Here is a 23,950-nt window from a genome sequence, read left to right as displayed (position 1 = left end):
CAGGAAGTGTTCACAGACGAAGAAGTGCCCGAAGCCAAATTGCCCCGGGCACTTCTTGTATCCAGCTACGTCCTACAGGTTCGTTCCTGGAACCGTGGCTGCTTTACCGTCGCTTTTTCTTGGCCGGACGCTTGGTGGCGTCCTGCGCTGCAGCTTTGGCCGGGTTGCCGGACTTCGACGAGGAGCGGCCTTCCACCCGGGTCTGGGATGCACCGTCTTCGCCGGGAGCCGTGTACTGGAGCTGAACAGGCTTCTCCGGCGCTTCCAGGCCGGCGGCGTGGATCTGCGGCTCGACGTGCTCGGTGTGGCCACCGGCCGCGTCCGGAACCACCACATCCTGGGCCGGAGTCACCTCAACTTCAAGGTTGAACAGGAAACCGACGCTTTCCTCGCGGATGGCCTCCATCATGCTCTGGAACATGGTGAAGCCCTCCCGCTGGTATTCCACCAGCGGGTCACGCTGTGCCATAGCGCGCAGGCCGATGCCTTCCTTGAGGTAGTCCATCTCATAGAGGTGTTCCTGCCACTTACGCCCAATGACCGACAGCACTACGCGGCGTTCCAGCTCGCGCATGCTTTCAGAACCGATGGTCTCTTCCCGGGTCTGGTAGACCACGCGGGCGTCGGAGAGCAGTTCTTCCTTGAGGAACTCAACAGTGAGTTTGGACTTGCCACCGGCCTCCTCGATGATCTCTTCCGCTGTGACGCTGACGGGGTAGAGCGTCTTGAGGTTGGTCCACAGCTGGGTGTAGTCCCAGTCGTCGCCATTGCCTTCGGCCGTGGCGGAGTCGATCAGGGCGGTGATGGTGTCCTCCACGAAGAACTGGACCTTCTCGTGGAGATCGTCACCTTCGAGGATCCGGCGTCGGTCACCATAGATGGCTTCGCGCTGGCGGTTCAGGACGTCGTCGTACTTGAGGACATTCTTGCGCTGCTCGGCGTTGCGGCCTTCAACTTGGCCCTGCGCAGACGCGATGGCCCGGGAAACCAGTTTCGATTCCAAGGCCACATCATCCGGGACGGAGCTGTTCATGAGCCGTTCGGCTGCGCCGGAATTGAACAGCCGCATCAGGTCATCGGTCAGGGAGAGGTAGAAGCGTGATTCGCCGGGGTCGCCCTGGCGGCCGGAACGGCCACGGAGCTGGTTGTCGATGCGGCGGGATTCGTGACGCTCAGTTCCCAGGACATACAGCCCGCCGAGGTTCAGCACTTCCTCGTGTTCATCCTTCACGGACTGCTTGGCCGCCTCCAGGGCAGCCGGCCAGGCGGCCTCGTACTCTTCGGAATTCTCTTCCGGGTCCAGCCCGCGCTTGGCCATGTCGGCCACCGCGGTGAATTCGGCGTTGCCGCCCAGCATGATGTCAGTGCCTCGGCCTGCCATGTTGGTGGCCACCGTGACAGCACCCTTGCGTCCGGCCTGCGCCACAATGGCGGCTTCACGGGCGTGGTTCTTGGCGTTCAGGACCTCGTGCCGGATGCCTTCTTTAGCGAGCAGCCCGGCGAGGTATTCGCTCTTTTCGACACTCGTGGTGCCCACTAGGATCGGCTGGCCCTCATCGTGACGCTCGGCGATGTCCTTCACAACGGCGTCGAACTTCACCTTCTCGTTCTTGAACACCAGGTCCGACTGGTCGAGACGCTGCATGTCCCGGTTGGTGGGGATGGCCACCACGCCGAGCTTGTACGTGCCCATAAACTCGGCGGCTTCAGTCTCGGCCGTGCCGGTCATGCCTGCCAGCTTGGAGTACATCCGGAAGTAGTTCTGGAGCGTCACCGTGGCCAGGGTCTGGTTTTCGGCCTTGATCTCCACGGCTTCCTTGGCCTCGATGGCCTGGTGCATGCCCTCGTTGTAGCGGCGCCCGGCCAGGATGCGGCCGGTGTGTTCGTCAACGATCAGCACTTCGCCGTCGAGGATGACGTAGTCCTTGTCCCGCTTGAACAGTTCCTTGGCCTTGATGGCGTTGTTCAGGAACCCGATGAGGGGAGTGTTCGCGGATTCATAGAGGTTCTGGATGCCCAGGTAGTCCTCCACCTTTTCGATGCCGCTTTCAAGGACGCCCACCGTGCGCTTCTTCTCGTCCGCCTCGTAGTCCTCGCCGGCCTTCAGGCGCTGCACCACCTTGGCAAATTCGCTATACCACCGGTTGGTGTCGCCCTGGGCCGGGCCGGAAATGATGAGCGGCGTGCGGGCTTCGTCGATGAGGATGGAGTCGACCTCATCAACGATGGCGAAATTGTGGCCGCGCTGGACGAGTTCTGACTGGTCCCACGCCATGTTGTCGCGGAGGTAGTCAAAACCGAATTCGTTGTTGGTGCCGTAGGTGATGTCCGCGGCGTACTGCTGCCGGCGCACCGCGGGATCCTGGTTGGACAGGATGCAACCGCTGGTCAGGCCAAGGAAGCGGTAGACCCGGCCCATGAGATCTGACTGGTACTCGGCCAGGTAGTCGTTCACAGTGATGACGTGGACGCCATTGCCGGTGAGGGCATTAAGGTAGGCGGGCGCAGTGGCCACGAGGGTCTTGCCTTCGCCGGTCTTCATTTCGGCGATGTTGCCCAAGTGGAGTGCCGCGCCTCCCATAAGCTGGACGTCGAAGTGACGCATGCCCAGGGTGCGGGACGAGGCCTCGCGCACGGCGGCGAACGCCTCCGGAAGCAGATCGTCCAGTTGCTCGCCGTCCTGGTGGCGGGCGCGGAGGTGGTCAGTTTCCTCGCGGAGCTCAGCATCCGTGAAGGTTTTGAACGAGTCTTCGAGCGCATTGATGGAGTCGGCATAGTTCCGCAGTTGCCGCAGGGTTTTTTTGTCACCCGTGCGGAGAAGTTTTTCGATAAGTGATGCCACGTGAAGATACTCCCAGTCTTATGCCGCCGAATTCTGGCGTTTTTAGTCTACGGGAGAGACACAGGCCACGCGGCCGGTGTTCCCTCAGAGCTGAGCGGACCGGCACGGTGGTGCAATGCACCCGCGAGGGACTCCGCCAGATCCCCTACCGGGCTGACCACAATGTCCCCCAGCTCCAGCCACCCGGCCATGAGTTCCAGCTCGGCGGCGAGTTCGACGGCGGTCCCTGGCGGCGCGTCCGGCTCACCATAAGCGGACCTGACCAACAGTTTCCCCGCTGCACGGTCCGCTTTAAGGTCCACCCTCGCCACGATGGTGTCGCCGAGGAGAAACGGCAGGACGTAGTACCCAAAGCGCCGGAGGTGTGCGGGCGTGTAAATCTCGATCCGGTAATGGAACCCGAAGAGTTCCTCCAGCCGGCGCCGTTCGAAGACCAAGGAGTCAAAGGGACTGAGGAGGGCCCGCCCAGCTGCCCGCCGCGGCCTGGCGGCGTCGGCATGGAGGTACACCTTCCGGTCCCAGCCCGCGACAGCCACCGGTTCCAGCCTCCCGAGGCTGACCAGATGGTCCACCGACGCGGCTGCCGCCTTGACAGGCGTCCGGAAGTAGTCCGCGAAACACTTCACGGTTCCGATGCCATGGGCCTGCGCGGCCGCGTCGATGAGCCGATGCATGGCCCCAACAGGGTCCGGCGTGGCTTCGGGGGCAAGCCCGCGCGGCAGCACCCTGGCGGTCAGCGTGTATTTCCGCTCGAACTGCTCGGTTCTGGATGCCGCCGAAATGATGCCGGCCTCGAACAGGTCTTCAAGCACGCGTTTGACGGCGTTCCAGTTCCATCCCCAGTTGTCGCCCCTCCGGTCCTCCACGTGTCCTATGTCGACCGTCAGTTCCGCCGCCGTCATGGGCCGCCCGGCGGCGAGGGCGCCAAGGATCTTTCCGGCCACCGCGTCGCGCAGCTCCGGGTCCATGGCGGACGCCCCCACCCACGTGCGTTTCTGCCACAATCGGAGGTCCTGGAAGTGATCGGGCCGGATGAAGCTGGCCTCGTGTGCCCAATACTCCATCATTCGTCTGGGAGGCGAGCTGGCCATCCGCTGGAGGATGTTGCGGTCGTAGTTGCCGAGTCTTGAAAAGAAGGGCAGAAAGTGGCTGCGGGACAACACGTTGACGGAATCGATCTGGACAAGCTGGATCCGGGCAAAGGTACGGCCCACCGTCCGTGTGGTCACGGGGCCGGCGGGCCGTCCTTTGTCGAGTCCCTGAGCTGCCAGGGCGATCCGCCGGGCCTGGTTAAGGCTCAGCGTCGCTGGCACATCAGTCCTTTCATTGAGGGGTGTGAACCACCCTAGACTTTCGCAGCCTCGTCATCGGAGCGGTAGGCGATGATTTTTTCTTCGACGGCGGTGTCCCCCGGTTCGCATTCGTGGTCCAGGGTGATTACGCCGTACGTCCAGCCACGGCGCCGGTAGACCACCGAGGGCGTGTTGGTGGCTTTGTCCACAAAGAGGTAGAAATCGTGGCCCACGAGCTCCATGTTGTCCACGGCATCGTCAAGGGTGAGGGAGGCCGCAGGGAACACTTTGCGCCGGATCAGCACCGGGGAGTCCCCTGCCGGAATGTCGTTCTCCACCTCGTAGGGCGAGGGCTGAACTGGTGCTGCCTGGGGTTCGCTGTGATGGCTCGCCTCGACGTAAAGGGGCTCACTGGCACTGGCGGGTTCCAGTGACGCGGTGGCTTCACGTACTGCCTTGGGGGTGTGGCGCCCGTGATGGACCTTCTTGCGGTCCTTGGCGCGGCGGAGGCGTTCAAGCAGCTTGGTGTAGGCGAGATCGAACGCAGCGAATTTGTCTGCGGCGCTGGCTTCGGCACGGATTACGGGTCCCCGGCCCAGAACCGTCACTTCAACAGTGAGCTGGTCTCCGGTCTGGCGTGCGTTCGTTTCTTTGGAAACCTTCGCATCAACCCGCTGGACCTTGTCGCCAAGTGATTCGATCTTCGAGATCTTCTCACCGGCGTATTCGCGGAAGCGGTCTGAGACCGTCAGATTTCGTCCGCTGATCATAAACTCCATGGTGCCCTCCAAATGACTTCGGTGACACGACGGCGACACTTCCCATGGGCCGATCTGCTTGACAGTCGAGCCCCTTTCCGAGCCGCCATCGAAAGGTACAACTTGTTCTTGGTACCCACAACCGACGTTAGTTCATAGCCACCTGTTATTCATCCTTTCTTCGTTTATTTTTTTCTAAGACGGGCCGCTTTCCGCCACCTCACGGGCCTGGCGATTCGCCGCCAGCTGAATCCGGCGGGCGTGTCGCGGCGAGCACAACCGCCCCTACCACCACGGCGCCGCTGAGGTGGAGGGCGCGGGCTGCTTCCGCCAATGTGGCCCCTGTGGTGAGGACGTCGTCGACAATGATGCACCGGCGGCCGGACACTCGCGCGACCAGACGTTCCGGGACTTTCATGGACCCCCTGACCCGGCTCGCCCGGGCACCACGGCCGAGTCCCTTTTGACCTCCAGGCAGCCGTTCCAGTGCGGCGCGGCGCCTGGACTTCCGGACCACGTCAACCACCGATGCCCCGGGAAGGGTGGTCCCACGCCGCAACTCTGCAAGCAGGAGGTGGACCGGGCTGAAGCCCCTCTTGACATAGCCGGCCGTACTGCTGGGCACCGGAACCAGGCAGACGCCGTCTACGCCGGCCACGGCCGCGGCAATGCCCCGCCCCAGGCCCCGCGCCAGGACAGTAGTGAGCTGGTGCTGGCCATGGCTCTTGAACGACAGCACGGCTTGAGCCAACTCCTCGCGGTACACCCCCGCCGCCACCACGGGCAGGATCAGGCCGCCGTCGACGTTCATCAGGGCCGGCGCCTGTTCCTCTGCCCGGAACGGCTGCCTGGTCAGCAGGCGCACCTGGCGTTCGCACGCGACGCATATGGCCAGGTCCTCCGCACCACAGCAGACGCAGTCCACGGGAACGGCAAGTGCCAGCAGCTCCGCGGCGGCGGCGCCCATCTGGTCGGCCGCCCGCAGCCAACGGCGGCGGTGGCCGCCGCGATGCTTGGCGTGCGGCGCAGGAGGCAGGAGATCCGGATCCAGGCCTGCCGCACTTCTGGCAGGACTGTCCTCGGCGCCACTCGCGGCACGGCCCTCGGAGTTGCGCGCAGGAGAGCGCAGCACAGGAAGGTGCCGCGCAGGAGGACGTGCGGGCTGAGCTTCGGTCACACCCTATGGTGGCCTCCCGGCCGCGGCCCCGGAACCCCCCGGCCCCGCTATGTGGAGAACACGCTAGCCGGGGAATGAGGGGTCGATGGGACCCTTAAGCTGGGGAGACCAGCCGTTGCCCAGCCGCTGGAAAATACCCTCGGCCGACTGGCCGTAGATTTCCTCCAGCCCGTTGCCGGCGCTGAGCCACACGAGGCCAGGCCAGGGCGCCAGCTGCTGGGGTTGTCCGGATGTGAGGGACAGCAGCTCCGGCGTGACGTTCGAGCCTGCCGATGCCTTCATCACGGCAACGGTGGTGTCGTTCACCCAGACGCCCTGGTCCGGGTCGCCGGAAGCCACCAGGGTGATCGGGGCAGTCAGTTCCCGGGGAGTCCCGTCGGCATTCCGGATGATCCCGGCAATCTGCACCTTCGTGTTGCCGTTCTGTTCCGAAATGACCAGCGCCCGAACGCCCTCGCGGGAAATCCTCAGCTCCTTGACGATTCGTCCCGCCAGCCAGGACGGCGTGAGGGTACCCGTGGGAACGGCCGCACCTTCGGCCACCCCGATGGGCCGATAGGCCACCACCTCAGTACCCCCGGTTGCTCCCGGCCCTGCGGCCCACACCCAGTCATAGAGACTGAAGGAAGGGTGCGTGATGGTGGTGCGCGTTGTCAGCGCCCGGGCCGGCTGTCCCGGCACCATGCTGTAAAGCGTCGTCCGGCTTTCATTTAGGAAAGCCACAGTCTGGGACACCGGGGATTCCGCCGGGTAGCGCGGCCCGAGCGAGGAAACAGGCTGCATATCCGGCAGCGGGGAGACCCTGTTGTTCTCGTAGCGAACCAGCTCGTTGCCGCTGACGGCAATCTCGCGGACCGGCACGTTTTTGTCCCGCACCGGGGGCAGCACCGAGCCGTTGTCCTCGACCCGGACCAGGTCCTGGTTCGCGTGCAGCTCCACATTAACGACGTCGGGCTGGCTGCGGAACGTGAGTGCAAGCTGTGTCTGCATCCGGAGCCTGTCCTCCGTGGACGCCTCCGTGAGTTCCTTGGCGGTGAGGTCCACCTGCGCGGCTCCGGACACCACCGGAACCGATTCGCGGGCAAGTTTGATGCCTGACGGGAAGGCGCTCACCACGGCTCCGCGAAGATAGGGTGCGGGGCCGGCAAGCAGGGCGCTGGTCATCGCTTTGACGGTCTTGTTCTTGATGAACCAGCGGACGTCGGGCACGGCATATGTGAAGCTGGGATCGTAGAAGTAGATGGGGTACGCCCCGTAAATGACCTTGAAGGTTTCCTCAGGGATCGCGGTTCCGTCCGGGATTGCTGAGATCCGCCATTCGCCGTCCACCTGGGTGAGCGTGGCCGGAATGTTCTCGATGGTGCCTTCGGGCATCTGGGTGGCAATACCATCAACATCCACGCTGTAGGAAACATCCAGCTGGTAGTTGTAAACGTTGTCGACGCCGGTGCCCACCACCTTCGCTTCACGATAAACCAGTGCGCGCTGGTCGGGTTTCCAGGACACAGATGCCGCCTGCGTCAAGTATTCGCGGGCTACCGCGTAGTCACCCTCGTAACCGGTGCCGGCACGGTAGAAGTAATCAATGATGTTTTCCGGAGAAGCGCCTGCCTGGGGCGCGGCCGGGAGGAATACCGGTGCATTAACGTTTCCGGCGCTGCCTTCCGCGCTTTTCCCCACCGGCCCAGCAGTGGGGATGCGCGCGCACGAAGCCAGCAGCAGGACAACTACGAGCAGCACAACGCTCCTCTTCAGCATTATGCGCACTTCTCGTCCCGTCATGACGACTCCTTCGGCGTTCCTGGTCCCAGTACCAGCGCGCTCGCGGCATGAGGAAGGTCGGGGAGGATGATGTCCTCCGGCTCAAGCTGCACGGGTGAGCGGTCGATCTCCTCGCCCTGGCGCAACGGAATGGTCAGCCGGAAATTGGCCCCTCTCCCCTTGTTTCCCCATGCCTGCAGCCAGCCGTTATGGAGTTTCGTGTCCTCCATGGCGATGGACAGGCCCAGGCCGCTGCCTCCGGTGGTGCGGGCCCGGGCCGGATCCGCACGCCAGAATCGGTCAAAGACCCGGGCGGCCTCGGCCGGAGTCATGCCGATCCCCTGGTCCCTGACAGCAACCCCCACCGCTGACTGGTTGGCTGCCACAGTCACGGTGACCGGCCTGCCTTCGCCATGCTCCACAGCATTCAGGATGAGGTTTCGCAGGATCCTGTCAATCCTCCTGGCATCCATTTCCGCGACAATTCCCTCGGCGGGCGCCCGGAGGATGATCTCTGAGCCGTATTCGGCCGCGACGGGCGCCGCCCCGTCAATGACGTGGGCAATCACCTGCAGGATGTCCTCGGGCTCGGCGTCTAGCATGGCCACTCCCGCATCGAAGCGGGAGATCTCGAGAAGGTCGGCCAGCAGGGACTGGAACCTCTCAACCTGGTTGTAAAGGAGTTCGGCGGAGCGCTTGTTGATTGGGTCGAAGTCGTGGCGGGCGTCGTACAACACCTCCGCGGCCATCCGGACGGTAGTCAGGGGCGTGCGGAGTTCGTGCGAGACGTCGGAGACAAACCGCTGCTGCATCTGGGACAGCATGGCCAGCTGGGTGATCTGCTCCTGGAGACTGGCGGCCATGTGGTTGAACGAAGCCCCGAGGCGTGCCACCTCGTCCTCGCCCTTGACCACCATCCGCTCCTGCAACTGGCCGGCCGCGAGCTTCTCCGACACCAGGGCAGCGTGGCTGACCGGACTGACCACGTTTCGGGTGACGTACCAGGCGATAGCCCCGATCATCAGCACCAGCACCGCGCCGCCGGCCAAGAGGACACTCTGGATTTCGTCGAGCGTCTGCTGGGCCGTGTTGACGTCATAGATCAGGTACAGCTCATACACGGTCCCGTTGAATGTCACCAGGTTGCCCACGGCGATGCCCGGCCTGTCCTCTGTACCTACCGGAATCACGGTGGATGCCCAGTACTGGTCTTTGCCTGACGCCTGGACTGCCGTGCGGAGTTCAGGCGGGATGACGCTGACGGTCAGCTGATCCGACGCCCGCGACTCCACCCAGCGGTTCCTGGGTTTGGTCTGCTCGGGTTTGGCCTCGAAAACGTAGCGGCGCTGGATGACAGAGCCGCGGCCCTCCACGGCGTTCAGAGTGTCGTAGACCAACGTGATGACGCTGGACTGGTCGGTGACCTGGGCGCCGTCGAACGTCTCCTGGACCTGCTTGACGTAGTAACGGGTTTCGGATTCTGCCTGGGTCAGGCGCTCCTGGAAAAGGTTGTTTGCGATCTGGTTGGACAGGTAGGCGCCAACGGCACCAAAGGATGTCACGGCCAACAGCAGGGTAGTCAGGACGGTCCGGAACTGAAGGGACCGGCGCCAGCGCCGCCGCATGGACCGCCCGGCAAAACGGACCGCAGGAAAGAAACGGGTCACGCCGATCTGGACGAGGCGGCCAACCCGTAGCCCCACGATGACTCCACGGCGCCGCCATATCCGCGCCCGGAACGGCAGTGTTGCCAGCTCCGCCGGCAGCGCATCCGTATGCTCCGGGCCCTTGGCAGCGGGAGGGTCCGGGGCGCGGTGCGCTTCTGGTCCTGAGGGCTCAGGAACCTGCTTTGTAGCCGACACCACGAACCGTCAATACAACTTCGGGAGCTTCCGGATCCCGTTCAATTTTCGACCGGAGGCGCTGGACGTGAACGTTGACCAGCCGGGTGTCCGCAGCATGCCGGTAGCCCCAGACCTGCTCCAGGAGCAACTCGCGGGTGAACACCTGCCATGGCTTCCGGGCCAACGCTACGAGGAGGTCGAACTCCAGGGGCGTCAGCGAGATCCGCTCATCGGCACGCTTCACGGTGTGGCCGGCCACGTCGATGGTGATGTCTGCGATCCGCAGGGTTTCAGGCGCCTTCTGGTCGCCGGGCCGCAGGCGGGCACGCACCCGTGCCACCAGCTCGGCGGGTTTGAACGGCTTGGGCACGTAGTCGTCTGCGCCGGACTCAAGGCCACGGACGACGTCGGACGTATCCGACTTCGCGGTGAGCATCACGATGGGCACGTCCGATTCGGAACGGATCTGCCGGCACACCTCGATGCCGTCCACGCCGGGAAGCATCAGGTCAAGCAGCACGAGGTCAGGCTTCGATGAACGGAAAATATCCAGCGCCTGGCTGCCGTCGGCGCAAAAAACCGGCTCAAAGCCGTCATTGCGCAGAACAATCCCAATCATTTCGGCCAGCGCTTCGTCATCGTCAACTACCAGAATGCGTGCCTTCATAGTTATATGTTCCCTCATTGAACAGGGTTTGTCCTGCTCAACGGGCTTACGGCATGGCGCCGCGCTATGACGCCCGACGCCGGAACTATAGGCTGGCAACACGCGGACAGTCCCGCACGGGGGAAGGAACAGGGTGCCAAACCAGGATCCGAACATACAGCAGCCGAATCCTGCCGGCGAGGCTGGGAGCAGCCAGCCGCCAGGGAGCCCGACTCCGTGGGGTCCGCAGCCCGGCCCTGCACAGCATTCCTGGGGCGGACCGCCGGTTTGGGGCCCGTCTCAGGGTGGCCCGCCGGCTTGGGGCACTCCTCCGCACAACCCCTACGGCGCCCCGTCGCCCTACCAACAGCCCCGCTACGTGGCACCTCCCAAACCCGGCATCGTCCCCCTGCGCCCGCTGATGTTCGGCGAGATCCTGGACGGCTCCTTCCAGGCGATCCGGCGCAATGCCAAGGCCATGCTGGGCGCCGCGCTGCTGGCGCAGACGCTCGCCGCAGTGCTCACGGCAGTCCTCACGGCATTTTCCGCAACGTCCGCTGCCTCGCTGGAGACCTGGGCGGAGGGACTGACGGAGCAGGACCTTGTCCCGGTGGTGCTCACGTTCGCGTCCGGCGTCGTGCTCGTGTCGGTACTGACCGTTTTCCTTTCGGCGGTCCTTCAGGGCGCCATGGTGGTTCCGGTCGCCAGGTCCGTCCTTAACCGTCCCACTGGCTTCAGGCAGATGTGGGCTCTGGCGCGGTCCCGCGCGTGGGCCCTCATCCGTCTCGCGGCGCTGCTGGTCGGCGCCGGGCTCCTCGTAGCACTACTGTTTGTGGCGCTGGCAGTGCTGCTGGTCAGCACGGTGGGTGGAATGGGCGCCCTGATCCTGATCCCATTGGGTCTTGTGTGCTTTGTGCTGTACGTGTGGGTCTACATCAAGCTGATGGTGGCGCCGGCCGCCGTGGTGGTGGAGGAGCTCGGGGCGGTGGCCGGCATACGCCGTTCTTGGGAACTCACACGAAACAGCTGGTGGCGGCTGCTGGGCATCACACTGGTGGTGGGCATCATGGTGGGGGTTATCGCCCAGATCGTCACCATTCCGGTCTCTCTCCTCTCCGGCTTTTACACCGGCGTGGTCTCACCACATGGCGGTGCAGAGCAGGCCATGACGGCGGCCGTGGTGGCGGGCGTTGCCACCGCGATCGTTGGTGCAGTGGTGGGAGCGGTGGGGTTCGCTTTCCAGACCTCCGTCATGGCGCTGCTCTACCTTGACCTCAGGATGCGCCGGGATGGACTGGATATCGCCCTGCTCCGGTTGCTGGAATCGGGGGCGGATCCCGACGGCGTCCCGGGCCGCGGCGTCCCGGTCTACGGGACAGGACCCGGCCAAACTCTTCGGCCGCCCTACGGGACACCGCCAAACGAAGCGCCACCATTCGGGGCATGGCCGGATGGCCGCTGAACCGCCGGTCCTGCCTGGCCGCGATGAGGCCCGCCGCTGGGCCGCCGAAGAACTTGCCAAGCCGGAATACCGTCACGCGGCCCCCGGCTGGCTGGACAGCGTCTGGGCCGACATCCTGGACTGGCTGCGGTCCCTCGACGGCGGCTCCGGCCCGGACAGCACCGTGACGGCGCCGTGGATCGGCGTGGCCATCGCCGTGCTGATTGGCGCCGCGGTCATCCTGGCCCGTCCGCGCCTCAACGCGAAAGCCAAGCGTGCCGGAGACGTGTTCGACGCCGACGCAACAGTCAGTGCCACGGCCTACCGCCAGCGCGCGGAATCCGCAGCCGCGGCCGGCAACTATAGTGCCGCCGTCGTGGACTGTTTCCGTGCGCTGGTGCGAACGGCCGAGGACAGAACGGTTCTCGACGCGCGGCCTGGCCGGACCGCGGACGAGGTGGCACACGAACTGGCCGCACCGTTTCCGTCAGAGGCCGGCCGCCTGACGGAGACTGCGCGTACGTTCGACGGGATCCGCTACGGCAATGAATACGCAGACCAGGCCGACTATGCCGCCGTGCGCAGGCTGGACGTCACCCTGCAGTCCCTCACGCCGGCGAGCGCGTCCCTGCCCGCTGAACGTGACGAACCGGCGGTTCCGCGATGACGCAGGGTCCCACCATGCAGAACCCTTCGCAGGATCGCCTGACGCCCAACCTACTGACGCAGAGTGCAGAGGAGGCGCAGCCGGGTTCCGCCCCTGCACTCCGATCGGATTCCGGGCCCGGTGCGGGTTCCTGGCTCCGGCGGCACCGCGGCGGGGCAGCGATCGGCGCGGTGGCCGCCGTCGGACTGGCCGTGGTTATTTCCTCCCAGCTCGCGCCAAAGGGCGATTCCCTGCCTTTGTCCGTCCACAACGCCGGGCCGAACGGCGCCAGGGCGGTGAGCGAGATACTGGGCCGCCACGGAGTGGAGGTGCAGGATGTTGAATCCTTTGATGCCGCCACGGCGGCACTCGCGGACCGGCCAGGTGCCACCCTGCTCCTGTACGACCGGAGCGGGTTCCTGGACCAATCCCGGCTGGACGAGCTGACCGCAAGTGCAGGACGGGTGGTAGTGGTGACGCCGCGGCTGGGCACGCTGAGGGCCCTCGATACCGGCATCAGCCAGGCCGGCGTGGTGCCTGAGTCAACGGCGCTCCTGGCACCGGGCTGCGATCTCAGCGATCCCGCCGCGGCAGGTGCCGTGTCCGGAACCGGCGGCTTCCTGTACGACGGCGGCACGGTGTGCTTCAGCCCGCCGGGAAGCACCGCCGGGCTGCTTGCCCGCACGGACGACAGCGGCCTGACCGTCCTCGGCAGCACCGCCCTCCTCAACAACGGCGGGCTTGCCGACCACGGCCATGCCGCGTTGGCCCTGCGGACGCTGGGCAGCTCAGGGGACCTTGTCTGGTACCTGCCCGGACTGAGCGACGCTGCCGCTGCGGATTCAACGCAGACACTTGATGACCTCGCCCCTGACTGGATGGCTTTCCTGGGGCCGTGGCTGGTCTTTGTGGCCGTGCTCGCCGTCGTATGGCGGGGGCGCCGCCTGGGCCCGCTCGTCTTTGAACCGCTGCCCGTGGTGGTTAAAGCCGTGGAGACCGCCGAAGGCCGCGCGCGCCTTTATCAGGATTCGCACGCACTGGACCGGGCGCGGGACAACCTACGGGCAGGCACCCTGGTTCGTCTGGCACACGCCCTTCGAGTGGGATCCGAGGCCACTGCCGACGACGTCGTGCAGGCAGCGGCCCGGCACCTGGGCCGGCCGGTCACCGATATCAGCGGCCTGATCGTGGAAAGCCCCAGTACCGCAGCCCGGCTGGTGCAATGGGCACAGGAACTGGACAAACTAGAGAACGAGGTCAGGACCCGATGAACGAACCGTACGGCGCCCCGCATATCATGGACACTTCCCCGCGGACTCTGGATCCCGCCCGGCAGGCACTGCTGGATGTCCGCCACGAGGTTGCGAAAGCCGTGGTGGGCCAGGATGCCACCGTCACGGGACTCCTGATCGCGCTGCTCTCCCAAGGGCATGTTCTCCTCGAAGGCGTGCCCGGTGTGGCCAAGACACTCCTGGTCCGTGCACTGTCCGCCGCGCTGAGCCTGGACACCAAACGCGTGCAGTTCACCCCTGACCTGATGCCCGGCGACATCACTGGTTCCCTGGTCTATGACTCGCACACCTCGGAGTTCAGTTTCCGCGAGGGCCCGGTCTTCACCAACATCCTGCTGGCCGACGAAATCAATCGGACGCCGCCGAAGACGCAGGCTTCTCTGTTGGAGGCCATGGAGGAGCGGCAGGTCTCGGTGGACGGCGTGTCCCGGCAGCTGCCGGCGAACTTCCTGGTGGCGGCTACCCAGAACCCTGTGGAGTACGAGGGAACCTATCCGCTGCCCGAGGCGCAGTTGGACCGGTTCCTACTCAAGCTCACCATGCCGCTGCCCGGCCGGACTGACGAGGTGGAAGTGATCCGGCGGCATGCCGCCGGTTTCAATCCGCGCGACCTTGCTGCGGCCGGTGTCCGTGCGGTGGCCGGCGCCGAGGACCTCGAACGGGCGCGGCAGGCTGTGGCCACCGTTGCCGTCGAACCGGAAATCATCGGCTACATCGTGGACCTGGTGCGCGCAACCCGGCAGGCGCCGTCGTTCCAGCTAGGCGTTTCGCCCCGTGGCGCGACTGCACTGCTGAACACCTCCCGCGCCTGGGCATGGTTGTCCGGCCGCAGTTTCGTCACCCCCGACGACGTGAAGGCACTGGCACTGCCGTGCCTGCGCCACCGGGTGGCGCTGCAGCCTGATGCCCAGATGGACGGGGTCCGCGTGGACGATGTCCTGGGCAGCATCCTGGCCTCCGTCCCCGTCCCCCGCTGATCCGCCTGCACATGGCACTCTCCGGACGGTTCGTGTTGCTGGCACTGCTGGGCCTGGTGCCGGTGTTGCTGTTCCCCGGTTGGGGAACGGTCCTGGGCGTGGTCGTGGCGCTCGCTGCCCTTCTGGGTCTGGACCTTGGCCTGGCCGCGTCCCCGCGGGCCATCATCGTCACGCGCGCCGAACCCGGAAACGTAGCCCTGCATGGCATGGCTTCTTCGGTCCTCACCCTGCGCAACGGTGGCCGGCGACCACTGCGGGCCACCGTCCGGGACGCGTGGCAGCCGTCTGCCGGGGCGGTGAATCCGGTCCAGGACCTGGACATTCCCGCCCTGGAAGGCCGCCGGATGACAGTCCGGTTACGGCCGGTCCGCCGTGGCGACGTGGGCGCCCGGCACGTCACTGTCCGCTCGCATGGACCACTTCGGCTTGCGGCACGCCAGCGCACGTTTGACTGCACTGGCCTCCTGCAGGTCCTGCCACCGTTCCATTCCCGCAGGCACCTGCCGTCGAAGCTCAGGAAACTCCGCGAACTCGACGGCAAGGCCGCCGTGCAGATCCGTGGTGCCGGCACCGAATTCGACTCGCTGCGGGACTACGTCCGCGGGGACGACGTCCGGTCCATCGACTGGCGCGCCACCGCCCGCCGGTCCGCCGTCGTCGTCCGCACCTGGCGCCCGGAACGCGACCGCCGCGTGGTGATTATGCTGGATACGTCCCGCACATCAGCGGCGAGGATCGAGGACGAACCACGGCTGGATACCGGCATCGAAGCGGCGCTCCTGCTGGCGGTCCTGGCCGAGCGTGGCGGGGACCGGGTAGATTTCCTGGCCTACGACCGCCGGCCGCGGGCCCGGGCCGGTTCCGCAACCACGGGGAACCTCCTGGGTCAGCTGGTGCAGGCAATGGCGCCCCTCGAGGCTGAACTGATCGAGCTGGACTGGTCCAGCCTTCCGGGGCAGATCCGGGCGGTTTCCGCCCACCGGTCCCTGGTGGTGCTGCTGACCGCATTGGACGGCGGGGCACCGGAGGAGGGGCTCATACCCGTGGCCGCGCAGCTCGCCCAGCAGCACGTTGTGGTGGTGGCCGCCGTCCGTGATCCTCTGCTGGGGCAGATGCTGCGTGAACGTGAGAACGCCGCCGGGGTGTTCCGGGCGGCAGCGGCTGAACGCGTACTGCTGGAGCGGGCGGCGGTCAGCGCCGAGCTCCGGCACCACGGGGTGGAAGTGGTGGACGCGGAACCACACCAGCTGCCGCCGCAGCTCGCCGACATGTACATCCGGCTCAAGGCGGCCGGTAGATTGTGAATTACGGCAGCACCGCTGACGGTACCGGCCAGGAGGTCATGATGAACGTCCCTATTTACCGGCAGGCCCTGGGCGAGGACTTCCAGCGGCTGCAGCCCGAGCTTCAGGAGTACTTTTCCCTCGCACCGGGCTCGGGGCACTACGGCGTCGGGGAGGGCGTGTTCGACGTTGTGGGCTGCCGGCAGGCATGGCTTCGGCCCCTGCTCAAGCTCACCTCCGGCGAGGACGCGTTCTTCCCGGATTACGGCGAAGGCATCCCCTTCCGGATTGAAAACCATGCGCACCAGGATCCTTTCGGCCGCTCCAGCCTGACTGCCCGAAGGGAAATCCGCTTCCCAGGGCATCTCCGGATCTTCCAGGACACCACCAGCCTCGTGGATTCCGACGGCAGCCCGCGGCTTGTGGACTACCTGGGCCGTTACCGACGCATGGTGACCGACCTCAAACTCAGCGTGACAGCCGAGGGCAGGCTGCGCGGTGTTTCCGATGCGTCGCGGCTTTTCCTAGGCCCCCTCCGCCTGCCGCTCCCGGCCACCGTCGACGCCAAGGCCTACGCCGAGCAGTGGTGGGACGGCGCCGCCGGCGAGAACGGTCAGCACCGAATCCAGGTCAAGGTCCTCCAGCCGCAGATCGGGCAGGTCCTTGTCTATGCGGGCGGCTTCGACTACCGCCTGCGCCCATACATCGGCGGCAGTTCGGCGCAAAGTTTCCTGCCCCGCTACGCCCAGCCGGACCGTTGGGAAGACCGCGTGTAGCTCCCAAACCAAAACGCAACGCGGGGTCACTTCCGGCCTAATACTCAGCAATTATTGGGCCGGAAGTGACCCCGCGTTGCAGTTACCCGTGCGCGCGCTGGTTCAGTCCGTCGGCCACCTGGGTGAGCCGGCCCAACACCGCTGTGGCGGTGGCCGGCGTATGGCCGGAAAGTCCGGCCGAGGGGGTGACCCGGATACTGGCCAGGGACGACGCCGGGAGCCCCAGCTCGTGCCACGGCCGCCAGACGGACTCCACGACGTCGGCCGCCCTGGGCAGTGTGCCGCGGCTGACGTCCAGGGCACCAGCCCAGATCCGCTTGCCTGCCTCCACCGCTGTGGCCAACTGCTCCCACTGCCGTGTGGTCAATGCCTTCAGCGGCACGGCCACGCCGTCGGCACCGGCGGCAATGATCCGGTCGATGGGGGCCTCAATTTCAGGCACGGAGATAACGATTTCGGCGGCGCCCGCCGCACGGAGCGCCTCGATCACCACCTGCCAAGACTCGGCGACCTCCTGGCCACCCACCGCCCGCAGCGTGCGGTAACCGCTCGAGGTCGGAATGGTGCCGGCCAGTACGGCGGCGATATCAGGCTCATCGACCTGGACCACCAGCCGCGCGCCCGGAACCGCGCTGGAGATCCGGGACAGGTAGCCACCAACCCCGGCGGCAAGCGAGTGGGCAATGTCCCGGCGTGCGCCGTAATCGATCAGTGCCCGTTCGCCGTTGTGCAGGTGCAGCCCGGCGGCAAGACCCAGCGGTCCCAGCAGCTGGACCTTGAGTTCCGGGGCCGGGGTGTCCTCGGCGCCGGCAACGTCTGCGAGGACGTTGATGTCGGTGGACAGGGCAGACGCGGCGCGGCGGAAATCCTTGCCCGGACGGTCAACGAGCCGCCAGCCGTACGGCTGGACATCCACGGCCATTTCAACCAGGAGTGCGGCTGTCCGCCCCAGGGCGTCGGAGCCGACTCCACGGTCCGGAAGCTCCGCCAGGAACGGCAGGTGCGGGCTGCCGAGCTCGCCGCGGATAATGCGGGCAGCCTCCACGGGGTCCTCCCCCGGCCAGGGCCCGAGCCCGGTGGCAGTTACTTCCACTCTGCAGCGGCCTGGTGGTCCTCGGCGATGGCTTCATGATGGCGGATGACCTCGCCGATGATGAAGTTCAGGAACTTCTCCGCAAAGGCGGGATCGAGGTGTGCATCCTCTGCCAGCCGCCGGAGACGTGCGATCTGGGCGGATTCCCGGCCGGGGTCCCCTGCGGGGAGCCGGTGCGCGGCCTTGAGGAAGCCCACTTTCTGGGTGGCCTTGAACCGTTCGGCCAGGAGGTACACCAGGGTCGCATCGATGTTGTCGATGCTGGAGCGGATGGACAGCAGTTCCGCCATCACCGAGTTGTCCACCTGGCCTGCCAGCGAACTCGCGGCGGCATCGTAGGTGTCGGTGTCGGGAACATCGTGGTTTTGCTGCGTCATGGTCCAAGTCTATGGGGCCGCCGCGGAAATCCTTCCGGTGTTAAGCGGCGGACGGACACCCCGCCTGGTGGGCGGGATGTCCGTCTGGTGGTGCCGCGGATGTGGGGCCGCCGATGGTGGTTACTGCGCCAACAGCGCCCGGTGTGCTTCCCGGCGTCGGGCCTGTTCGTCCGGATCAGGAACCGGCAGGGAGGCAATCAGCCGTTTGGTGTAGTCGTGCTGCGGCGCGCCCATCACCTGGCTGCCGATGCCCTGCTCCACGAGTTTGCCCTTGTAGAGGACGCCCACCCACTGCGACAGTATGTCCACCACCGCGAGGTCGTGGCTGATGAACAGGGCCGCAAACCCGAACTCGGCCTGGATTTCCTTGAAGAGTTCCAGGACCTTTGCCTGCACGGAGACGTCCAATGCCGACGTCGGCTCGTCAGCGATGAGCAGCCGCGGGTTCAGGATCAGTGCCCGCGCCAGCGACGCCCGCTGCCGCTGCCCACCGGACAGCTCGTGCGGGTACCGTTCAGCGTACGACGCCGGCAGCTGCACGGATTCGAGCAGTTCAGCAACGCGTTTGCGCGCCTGCGCCGGGCTCGGGTTGGTGTGGATGATCATGGGTTCCGCCACGCAGTCGCCGATGGTCAGCTGGGGGTTGAAGGACGCTGCCGGGTCCTGGAACACAAAGCCAATATCTTTCCGGAGGGGCTTGAAGGTCCGTTCCTTAAAGTTCAGCATCTCGTAGCCGAGCACCTTCAGGCTGCCGCCGGTGGTCCGGTTCAGGCCGGCGATGGCCCGGCCGATGGTGGTTTTCCCTGAGCCGGATTCGCCCACCAGTCCGAAGACTTCACCCTGGGACACCGTAAAGCTGACCCCATCCACGGCCTTGAAGGCCGGCGTTCCCAGCCTGCCGGGATACTCGATGGTCAGGTTGGTTGCCTCCACCAGGACCGATGAGCCCTGGTGGGCGCGTTCCAACAGGCCCTCCGAGGCCGAGTTCCGGCCCAGGTGGGGCACGGCGGCCAGCAGCTTCTTGGTGTAGTCCTCTTTGGGTTCGGCAAACAGCACCCGCACCGGCGCTTCCTCCACCACATCACCCTGGTACATCACCACCACGCGGTCCGCGAGGTCGGCCACCACACCCATGTTGTGGGTGATCAGCACGATTGATGTGCCGTACTTGTCCCGAAGGTCCCGGAGCAGCTCCAGGATTTCGGCCTGGACCGTGACATCCAGGGCCGTGGTGGGTTCGTCGGCCACAATCAGTCCCGGGTTCAGGGCAAGCGCGGCGGCGATCACCACGCGCTGCTTCTGGCCGCCGGAGAACTGGTGCGGATAGTAGTTGACCCGGTGTTCCGGATCCGGGATCCCCACTTTGCGCAGCGCCTCAATGGCACGGGCCTTGGCATCCTTGGCCGAAACCCGCTTCCCGCCGGCACCGCCGGCGTGGGCACGGATGCCCTCGGCAATCTGCCAGCCTACGGTGAACACCGGGTTCAGGGCCGTGGAGGGCTCCTGGAACACCATGGCCACATCGCGGCCGCGGATCTGCCTCAGCTTCGCGGCGCTGACGCTGATCACGTCGTTCCCGTTGATCAGGACGGCGCCCCCGCTGGTGGCAGTCTCCGGCAGCAGCCCGAGAATGGTTTTCGCGGTCACAGTCTTGCCGGAACCGGATTCGCCCACGATGGCCAGGACCTCGCCGGTGCGGACGTCGAGGCTGACATCCTTCACGGCGTAGACGTCTCCGCCGTCGGTGGCGAAGGTGACTTTAAGGTGGTCGATCTCCAGTACTGGCTGGTCTGCCGGCCTGGACTGGTCAGATACCGAATCAATATTGATGGTCACAGTCCTCTCACATCCGCTGCGATGGCAGCCTGCGCGGCCGCGGTTGATTGTCCCGGGGCGCCCTTGGCGCCGGCAGCCTTGCGCCCGCGCAGCCGCGGATCGTTCAGGTCGTTGATGCTTTCTCCTACCAGGGTGAGGCCGACAACCGTCAACACGATGGCGATGCCGGGGAACACACCGGTCCACCAAATACCGGATGAGGCATCGGACATCGCCTTGTTCAGGTCAAAGCCCCATTCAGCGGCGGAGCTTGGCTCAATACCGAAACCGAGGAAGCCCAGGCCTGCCAGTGTGAGGATGGCTTCGGAGGCGTTCAGCGTGAAGATCAGCGGCAGGGTCCGGGTCGCGTTGGAGAAGATGTGCCTGCTGATGATCCTGGCGCTGGAGGCGCCAACAACCTGCGCTGATTCCACAAACGGTTCAGCCTTGAGCCGGATGGTCTCAGCACGGATAACTCGGAAGTACTGCGGCACAAACACTGCAGTGATGGCGAACCCGCAGGCGAGGATTCCGCCCCAGAATCCAGACTGGCCCTTGTTGATGGCGATCGACATCACGATAGCCACAAGGAGTGTCGGGAAGGCGTAAATTGCGTCGGCAATGACCACCAGCACGCGGTCCAGCCAGCCGCCGAAATAACCGCTCACCAGTCCGAGGAATACGCCCAGGAAGATGGACATCAGCACGGCGGCAACAATCACCGCGAAGGCTGTCTGCGATCCCCAGATCACCCGGGACAGGACATCGTAGCCACCCACTGTCGTTCCCAGCAGATGTTTGCCACCGGGTTCGGCCTGTGCCGGGAACGAGCCGGCGTCGTCGGAGATCTGGGAATATCCGTAGGGCGCCAGAAGCGGCGCAAATATAGCGGCCAGCACAAAAACCGTGCAAAGCACGACGCCGGCCAGCAGCATGGTGCGCTGCAGTCCAACGCTTTGGCGGATGTGGGACGAGACCGGCAGCCGGTCCAGCAAGGACTTCTTTCTCGGTTCCAAGACTGCGGTGCCCATCAGTACCTCACTCGCGGGTCAATCAGGGCAGCAGCAATATCCACTGCGAAGTTGGTGAGTGCCACAATGACGGCCAGCAACATCACGATGCCCTGGACGGCGACAAAGTCACGCGCGGTGAGGTACTGGGCCAACTGATAGCCCAGGCCCTTCCACTCGAACGTGGTTTCCGTCAGCACTGCACCGCCGAGCAGCAAGGCGATCTGCAGACCCATCACCGTGATGATGGGGATCAGGGCCGGCTTGTAGGCATGCTTAGTCACCAGTCGGTATTCGCTGACTCCCCGGGACCTGCCTGCCTCAACGTAGTCCTTGCCCAGCGTGCCGATCACGTTGGTGCGGACCAGACGGAGGAAGACGCCGGCGGTCAGGAGGCCTAGCGCGACTGCGGGAAGAACCGCGTGCTGGACGATGTCGCCGAAGGCTGACAGGTTGCCGCTGCGCAGGGCGTCCAGCCAGTAGATACCTGATGGCGCTGCGAGCCTGCCCATCGCCAATTCCGTTGTGGTGGAAGCACGGCCGGCCACTGGGAACCAGCCCAGGCCTACCGAAAATGTCAGCTTCAACAGCAGGCCGGCAAAGAAGACAGGGGTGGCGTAGCAAAGGATGGCGAACATCCGCAGGACTGCATCCGGAACTTTGTCCCGCTTATGGGCGGCAAACATACCCAGCGGAATTCCTACCAGCAGCGCCACCACGAGGGCGTTGATGCTCAGTTCCAGGGTGGCGGCACCAAATTTGGCCAGCATCTCGACCACCGGCCGGCCATCTGAAATGGTCCGGCCGAAGTTGCCGGTGGCGATGTTGCCGAGGTACTCGATGTACTGGATGAAGAGGTTCCGGTCGTAACCGGCCTGGTGTATCAGGGCGTCAATTTGGGCTTGTGGGAGGCGTCCGCCCTGGGCCGCCGTAATGGGATCGCCGGTGATCCGCATCAGGAAGAAGACCAGGGTAACCAGGATGAAAATCGTCGGGAAAATGAGCAGGAAGCGGACCAGGATGTATTTCCCCAGGCCACCTCCCGCTGACTTGGATTTGGGTGCCGCAACCGTCGGCGGCGGCGCATCTATTAATGTGGCCATGCTGTCCCTGCTTGGTTTGGATCTAGAACTTTGGGAGCCAACACGTAGGAGGCAGGGCCGTCCGGCCCCACCTCCTCACGCGGTGTTGGGTGTTACCTGTGAACCTGGCCGCTACTTGGAAACCGTGCCGAGCCGGAACTTGAACGACGCGTCCTGGGTGGCATCCACGCCCTTGACCTTCGTCCCGGAGACAGCAACCTGGGCGCCCTGCAGCAACGGCAATGTGGAGATGTCCTTGGCGAGGAGGTTCTGGACTTCCTGGATCGACTTCTCGCGCTCGGCCTTGTCACCTGTAACAAGCTGCTTTGCGATCAGCGTTTCGACTTCCTTGTTGGAGTAGTGGTTGTTCATGAACCCGCCGCCCACAAAGAAGGGAGTCAGGTAGTTGTCCGCGTCGCTGAAGTCCGGGAACCAGCCCAGCTGGAAGACAGGGTAGCTGTCTTTCTTCGACGCAGAGTTGTAGGTGACCCACTCGGTGGACTGGAGATCCACTGTGAACAGTCCGCTCTTCTCCAGCTGGTCCTTGACCATGGCGTATTCGTCACCGGATGACTTGCCGTAGTGGTCAGGGTTGTACTGCAGCTTGATGTTCACCGGGCTGCTGATACCGGCGTCGGCCAGGACTTTCTTGGCCTTGTCCAGGCTTGGTTTGCCGGAGCCATCGCCGTAGGCCTGCTTGAAGGATTCGTTTGCCCCCACAAATCCGGAGGGAACGTTGGACCACATCGGCAGGTAGGTGCCTTTGTAGACCTGGTCCGAGATGGCCTGGCGGTCAATGAGGTTTGCCGTGGCCTGCCGGACAGCAAGCGCCTTCTTCGGATCCGCTTCGGGGGTCTTGGCGCCAAAAGGCATGGTGTCGAAGTTGAAGACGATGTAACGCATCTCGCCGCCGGGTCCAACGTGGACCGTAACGTTCGAATCCTTCTTGAGGTCATCGATGTCCGTGGCACTCAGGCTGCGGTTGGCAACATCGATCTGGCCGCCCTTGACCTCCAACTTCATGTTGGTCTGGTCGGTGTAATACTTGATCGTTGCCCCTGCGTTGGCAGGCTTGCCCAGGACCCCCTTGTAGTCCGGCCAAGCCTTCAGGCTGACCAGAGTGTTCTTGTTGTAGGAGTCGATGATGTACTGGCCGTGGAAGGCATTGGCCTTGACAATTTCCTCGTCACTGAGGAGCTTGTCTGCCGGGAAGACTTCATCGTCAACGATCGGAGCGGCCGGGCTGGTCAGGATCTGCGGAAACGTCTGGTCGTTGGCATTCTTCAGCGTGAAAACCACGGTGCTGGCATCAGGCGTGGCGATGGACTCAATATTGGTCAGCAGCGATGCCGGTCCGTCGGGGTTGTTGATCGCGACCTGGCGATCAAACGAGAACTTCACGTCCTTGGAATCCAGCACGTGTCCGTTGGCCCATTTGAGGTCGCTCTTCAGCTTGACGGTGAATTCCGTGGGCTTGGTGAACGACGACGATTCGGCCAGGTCCGGCACGGGATCGGCGCCACCAGGCTTGGAGTTTAACAAGAAAGAGTAGATCTGGTTCATCAGCATAAACGAACCGTTGTCGTACGAGCCCGCCGGGTCCAGTGCGGTGACTTTGTCTGTGGTTCCGTACGCAATGACGCTGCTTGCATTCTCCGATGCTGTGCTGCCACCGCCGCCGCCCTCTGTTGGGCCCGTGCAGGCCGTCAATGCGAAGGCGGAAACGCCTGCGAGCGCGATTACGCTCCGCAAGGCTTTAGTGCTCTTAGTCATCTGTGAACTTTCTGTTCGATGAGTACGCGCTCGCCGCCCGCTAATGGGTGTCTTGGCTAGAGCGG

19 protein-coding genes are annotated in these 23,950 nt (G+C 64.9%); 6 read left to right on the top strand and 13 right to left on the bottom strand.

The genetic code is table 11. The features are described 5' to 3' along the window. Positions 1-103: 103 nt before the first annotated feature. The 7 genes from secA to mtrA all read right to left on the bottom strand — a co-directional run bounded on the left by secA (position 104) and on the right by mtrA (position 10,341). Positions 104-2,842: a preprotein translocase subunit SecA gene (secA, locus tag ACZY1F_RS11805; protein WP_463941859.1), complete on the bottom strand. Its 2,739-nt coding sequence runs from the start codon at positions 2,840-2,842 to the stop codon at positions 104-106. Positions 2,843-2,889: 47 nt separating this feature from the next. After that, positions 2,890-4,155 carry a winged helix-turn-helix domain-containing protein gene (locus tag ACZY1F_RS11800; protein WP_463941858.1) on the bottom strand — a complete coding sequence of 422 codons (1,266 nt, stop codon included), beginning with the start codon at positions 4,153-4,155 and terminating at the stop codon, positions 2,890-2,892. Between the two features lie 32 nt (positions 4,156-4,187). Further along, on the bottom strand, positions 4,188-4,913 hold the full coding sequence (gene hpf / locus ACZY1F_RS11795; protein WP_463941857.1) for a ribosome hibernation-promoting factor, HPF/YfiA family: 726 nt from the start codon (positions 4,911-4,913) through the stop codon (positions 4,188-4,190). A 199-nt stretch (positions 4,914-5,112) separates the two neighbouring features. Beyond that, positions 5,113-6,069 (bottom strand): ComF family protein, encoded by a 957-nt coding sequence (locus ACZY1F_RS11790; protein ID WP_463941856.1) that lies wholly within the window; start codon positions 6,067-6,069, stop codon positions 5,113-5,115. Between the two features lie 63 nt (positions 6,070-6,132). Next, complete coding sequence (locus ACZY1F_RS11785) at positions 6,133-7,851, bottom strand: LpqB family beta-propeller domain-containing protein (RefSeq protein WP_463941855.1); 1,719 nt, start codon at positions 7,849-7,851, stop codon at positions 6,133-6,135. After that, positions 7,848-9,695, bottom strand: a complete 1,848-nt coding sequence (mtrB, locus tag ACZY1F_RS11780; RefSeq protein ID WP_463941854.1) for an MtrAB system histidine kinase MtrB — start codon at positions 9,693-9,695, stop codon at positions 7,848-7,850. The genes ACZY1F_RS11785 and mtrB overlap by 4 nt, the downstream gene beginning before the upstream one ends. Further along, a complete protein-coding gene (gene mtrA, locus ACZY1F_RS11775; RefSeq protein ID WP_056343773.1) occupies positions 9,667-10,341 on the bottom strand; it encodes an MtrAB system response regulator MtrA in 675 nt (224 codons plus the stop codon). The genes mtrB and mtrA overlap by 29 nt, the downstream gene beginning before the upstream one ends. 358 nt (positions 10,342-10,699) lie before the next feature. Between mtrA and ACZY1F_RS11770 the strand changes: the two genes are divergently transcribed. Genes ACZY1F_RS11770 through ACZY1F_RS11745 form a run of 6 tightly spaced genes read left to right on the top strand, consistent with a single transcriptional unit; the run spans position 10,700 to position 16,735 of the window. After that, positions 10,700-11,782 (top strand): DUF7847 domain-containing protein, encoded by a 1,083-nt coding sequence (locus ACZY1F_RS11770; protein WP_463941853.1) that lies wholly within the window; start codon positions 10,700-10,702, stop codon positions 11,780-11,782. Beyond that, positions 11,772-12,428: a DUF4129 domain-containing protein gene (locus tag ACZY1F_RS11765; protein WP_463941852.1), complete on the top strand. Its 657-nt coding sequence runs from the start codon at positions 11,772-11,774 to the stop codon at positions 12,426-12,428. The genes ACZY1F_RS11770 and ACZY1F_RS11765 overlap by 11 nt, the downstream gene beginning before the upstream one ends. Before the next feature lie 14 nt (positions 12,429-12,442). Further along, complete coding sequence (locus ACZY1F_RS11760; RefSeq protein ID WP_463941851.1) at positions 12,443-13,678, top strand: DUF4350 domain-containing protein; 1,236 nt, start codon at positions 12,443-12,445, stop codon at positions 13,676-13,678. Next, the gene (locus ACZY1F_RS11755) at positions 13,675-14,676 is read left to right on the top strand and encodes an AAA family ATPase (protein ID WP_463941850.1); all 1,002 of its coding nucleotides are present in this window, start codon (positions 13,675-13,677) and stop codon (positions 14,674-14,676) included. The genes ACZY1F_RS11760 and ACZY1F_RS11755 overlap by 4 nt, the downstream gene beginning before the upstream one ends. Positions 14,677-14,687: 11 nt before the next feature. Then, entirely contained in the window at positions 14,688-15,980 is a 1,293-nt protein-coding gene (locus ACZY1F_RS11750) for a DUF58 domain-containing protein (protein ID WP_463941849.1), read from the top strand. Between the two features lie 41 nt (positions 15,981-16,021). Further along, on the top strand, positions 16,022-16,735 hold the full coding sequence (locus ACZY1F_RS11745; RefSeq protein WP_463941848.1) for a DUF4166 domain-containing protein: 714 nt from the start codon (positions 16,022-16,024) through the stop codon (positions 16,733-16,735). A gap of 82 nt (positions 16,736-16,817) precedes the next feature. Here ACZY1F_RS11745 and ACZY1F_RS11740 read toward each other — a convergent pair whose 3' ends face one another. The 6 genes from ACZY1F_RS11740 to ACZY1F_RS11715 all read right to left on the bottom strand — a co-directional run bounded on the left by ACZY1F_RS11740 (position 16,818) and on the right by ACZY1F_RS11715 (position 23,885). Continuing rightward, positions 16,818-17,828 carry a uroporphyrinogen decarboxylase/cobalamine-independent methonine synthase family protein gene (locus ACZY1F_RS11740; RefSeq protein WP_463941847.1) on the bottom strand — a complete coding sequence of 337 codons (1,011 nt, stop codon included), beginning with the start codon at positions 17,826-17,828 and terminating at the stop codon, positions 16,818-16,820. Continuing rightward, positions 17,819-18,205 (bottom strand): chorismate mutase, encoded by a 387-nt coding sequence (locus ACZY1F_RS11735; RefSeq protein ID WP_056343785.1) that lies wholly within the window; start codon positions 18,203-18,205, stop codon positions 17,819-17,821. Before ACZY1F_RS11735 ends, ACZY1F_RS11740 begins: the two co-directional genes overlap by 10 nt. A gap of 120 nt (positions 18,206-18,325) precedes the next feature. Next, positions 18,326-20,041, bottom strand: a complete 1,716-nt coding sequence (locus ACZY1F_RS11730) for an ABC transporter ATP-binding protein (protein WP_463941846.1) — start codon at positions 20,039-20,041, stop codon at positions 18,326-18,328. Next, a complete protein-coding gene (locus ACZY1F_RS11725) occupies positions 20,038-21,051 on the bottom strand; it encodes an ABC transporter permease (protein ID WP_463941845.1) in 1,014 nt (337 codons plus the stop codon). Before ACZY1F_RS11725 ends, ACZY1F_RS11730 begins: the two co-directional genes overlap by 4 nt. Next, positions 21,051-22,133 (bottom strand): ABC transporter permease, encoded by a 1,083-nt coding sequence (locus tag ACZY1F_RS11720; protein ID WP_463941844.1) that lies wholly within the window; start codon positions 22,131-22,133, stop codon positions 21,051-21,053. The genes ACZY1F_RS11725 and ACZY1F_RS11720 overlap by 1 nt, the downstream gene beginning before the upstream one ends. 111 nt (positions 22,134-22,244) lie before the next feature. Further along, the gene (locus ACZY1F_RS11715) at positions 22,245-23,885 is read right to left on the bottom strand and encodes an ABC transporter substrate-binding protein (protein WP_463941843.1); all 1,641 of its coding nucleotides are present in this window, start codon (positions 23,883-23,885) and stop codon (positions 22,245-22,247) included. Positions 23,886-23,950 lie beyond the last annotated feature (65 nt).

It is taken from the genome of Pseudarthrobacter xylosi (assembly GCF_055412765.1).
This window is presented reverse-complemented; position numbering and strand designations above follow the sequence as displayed.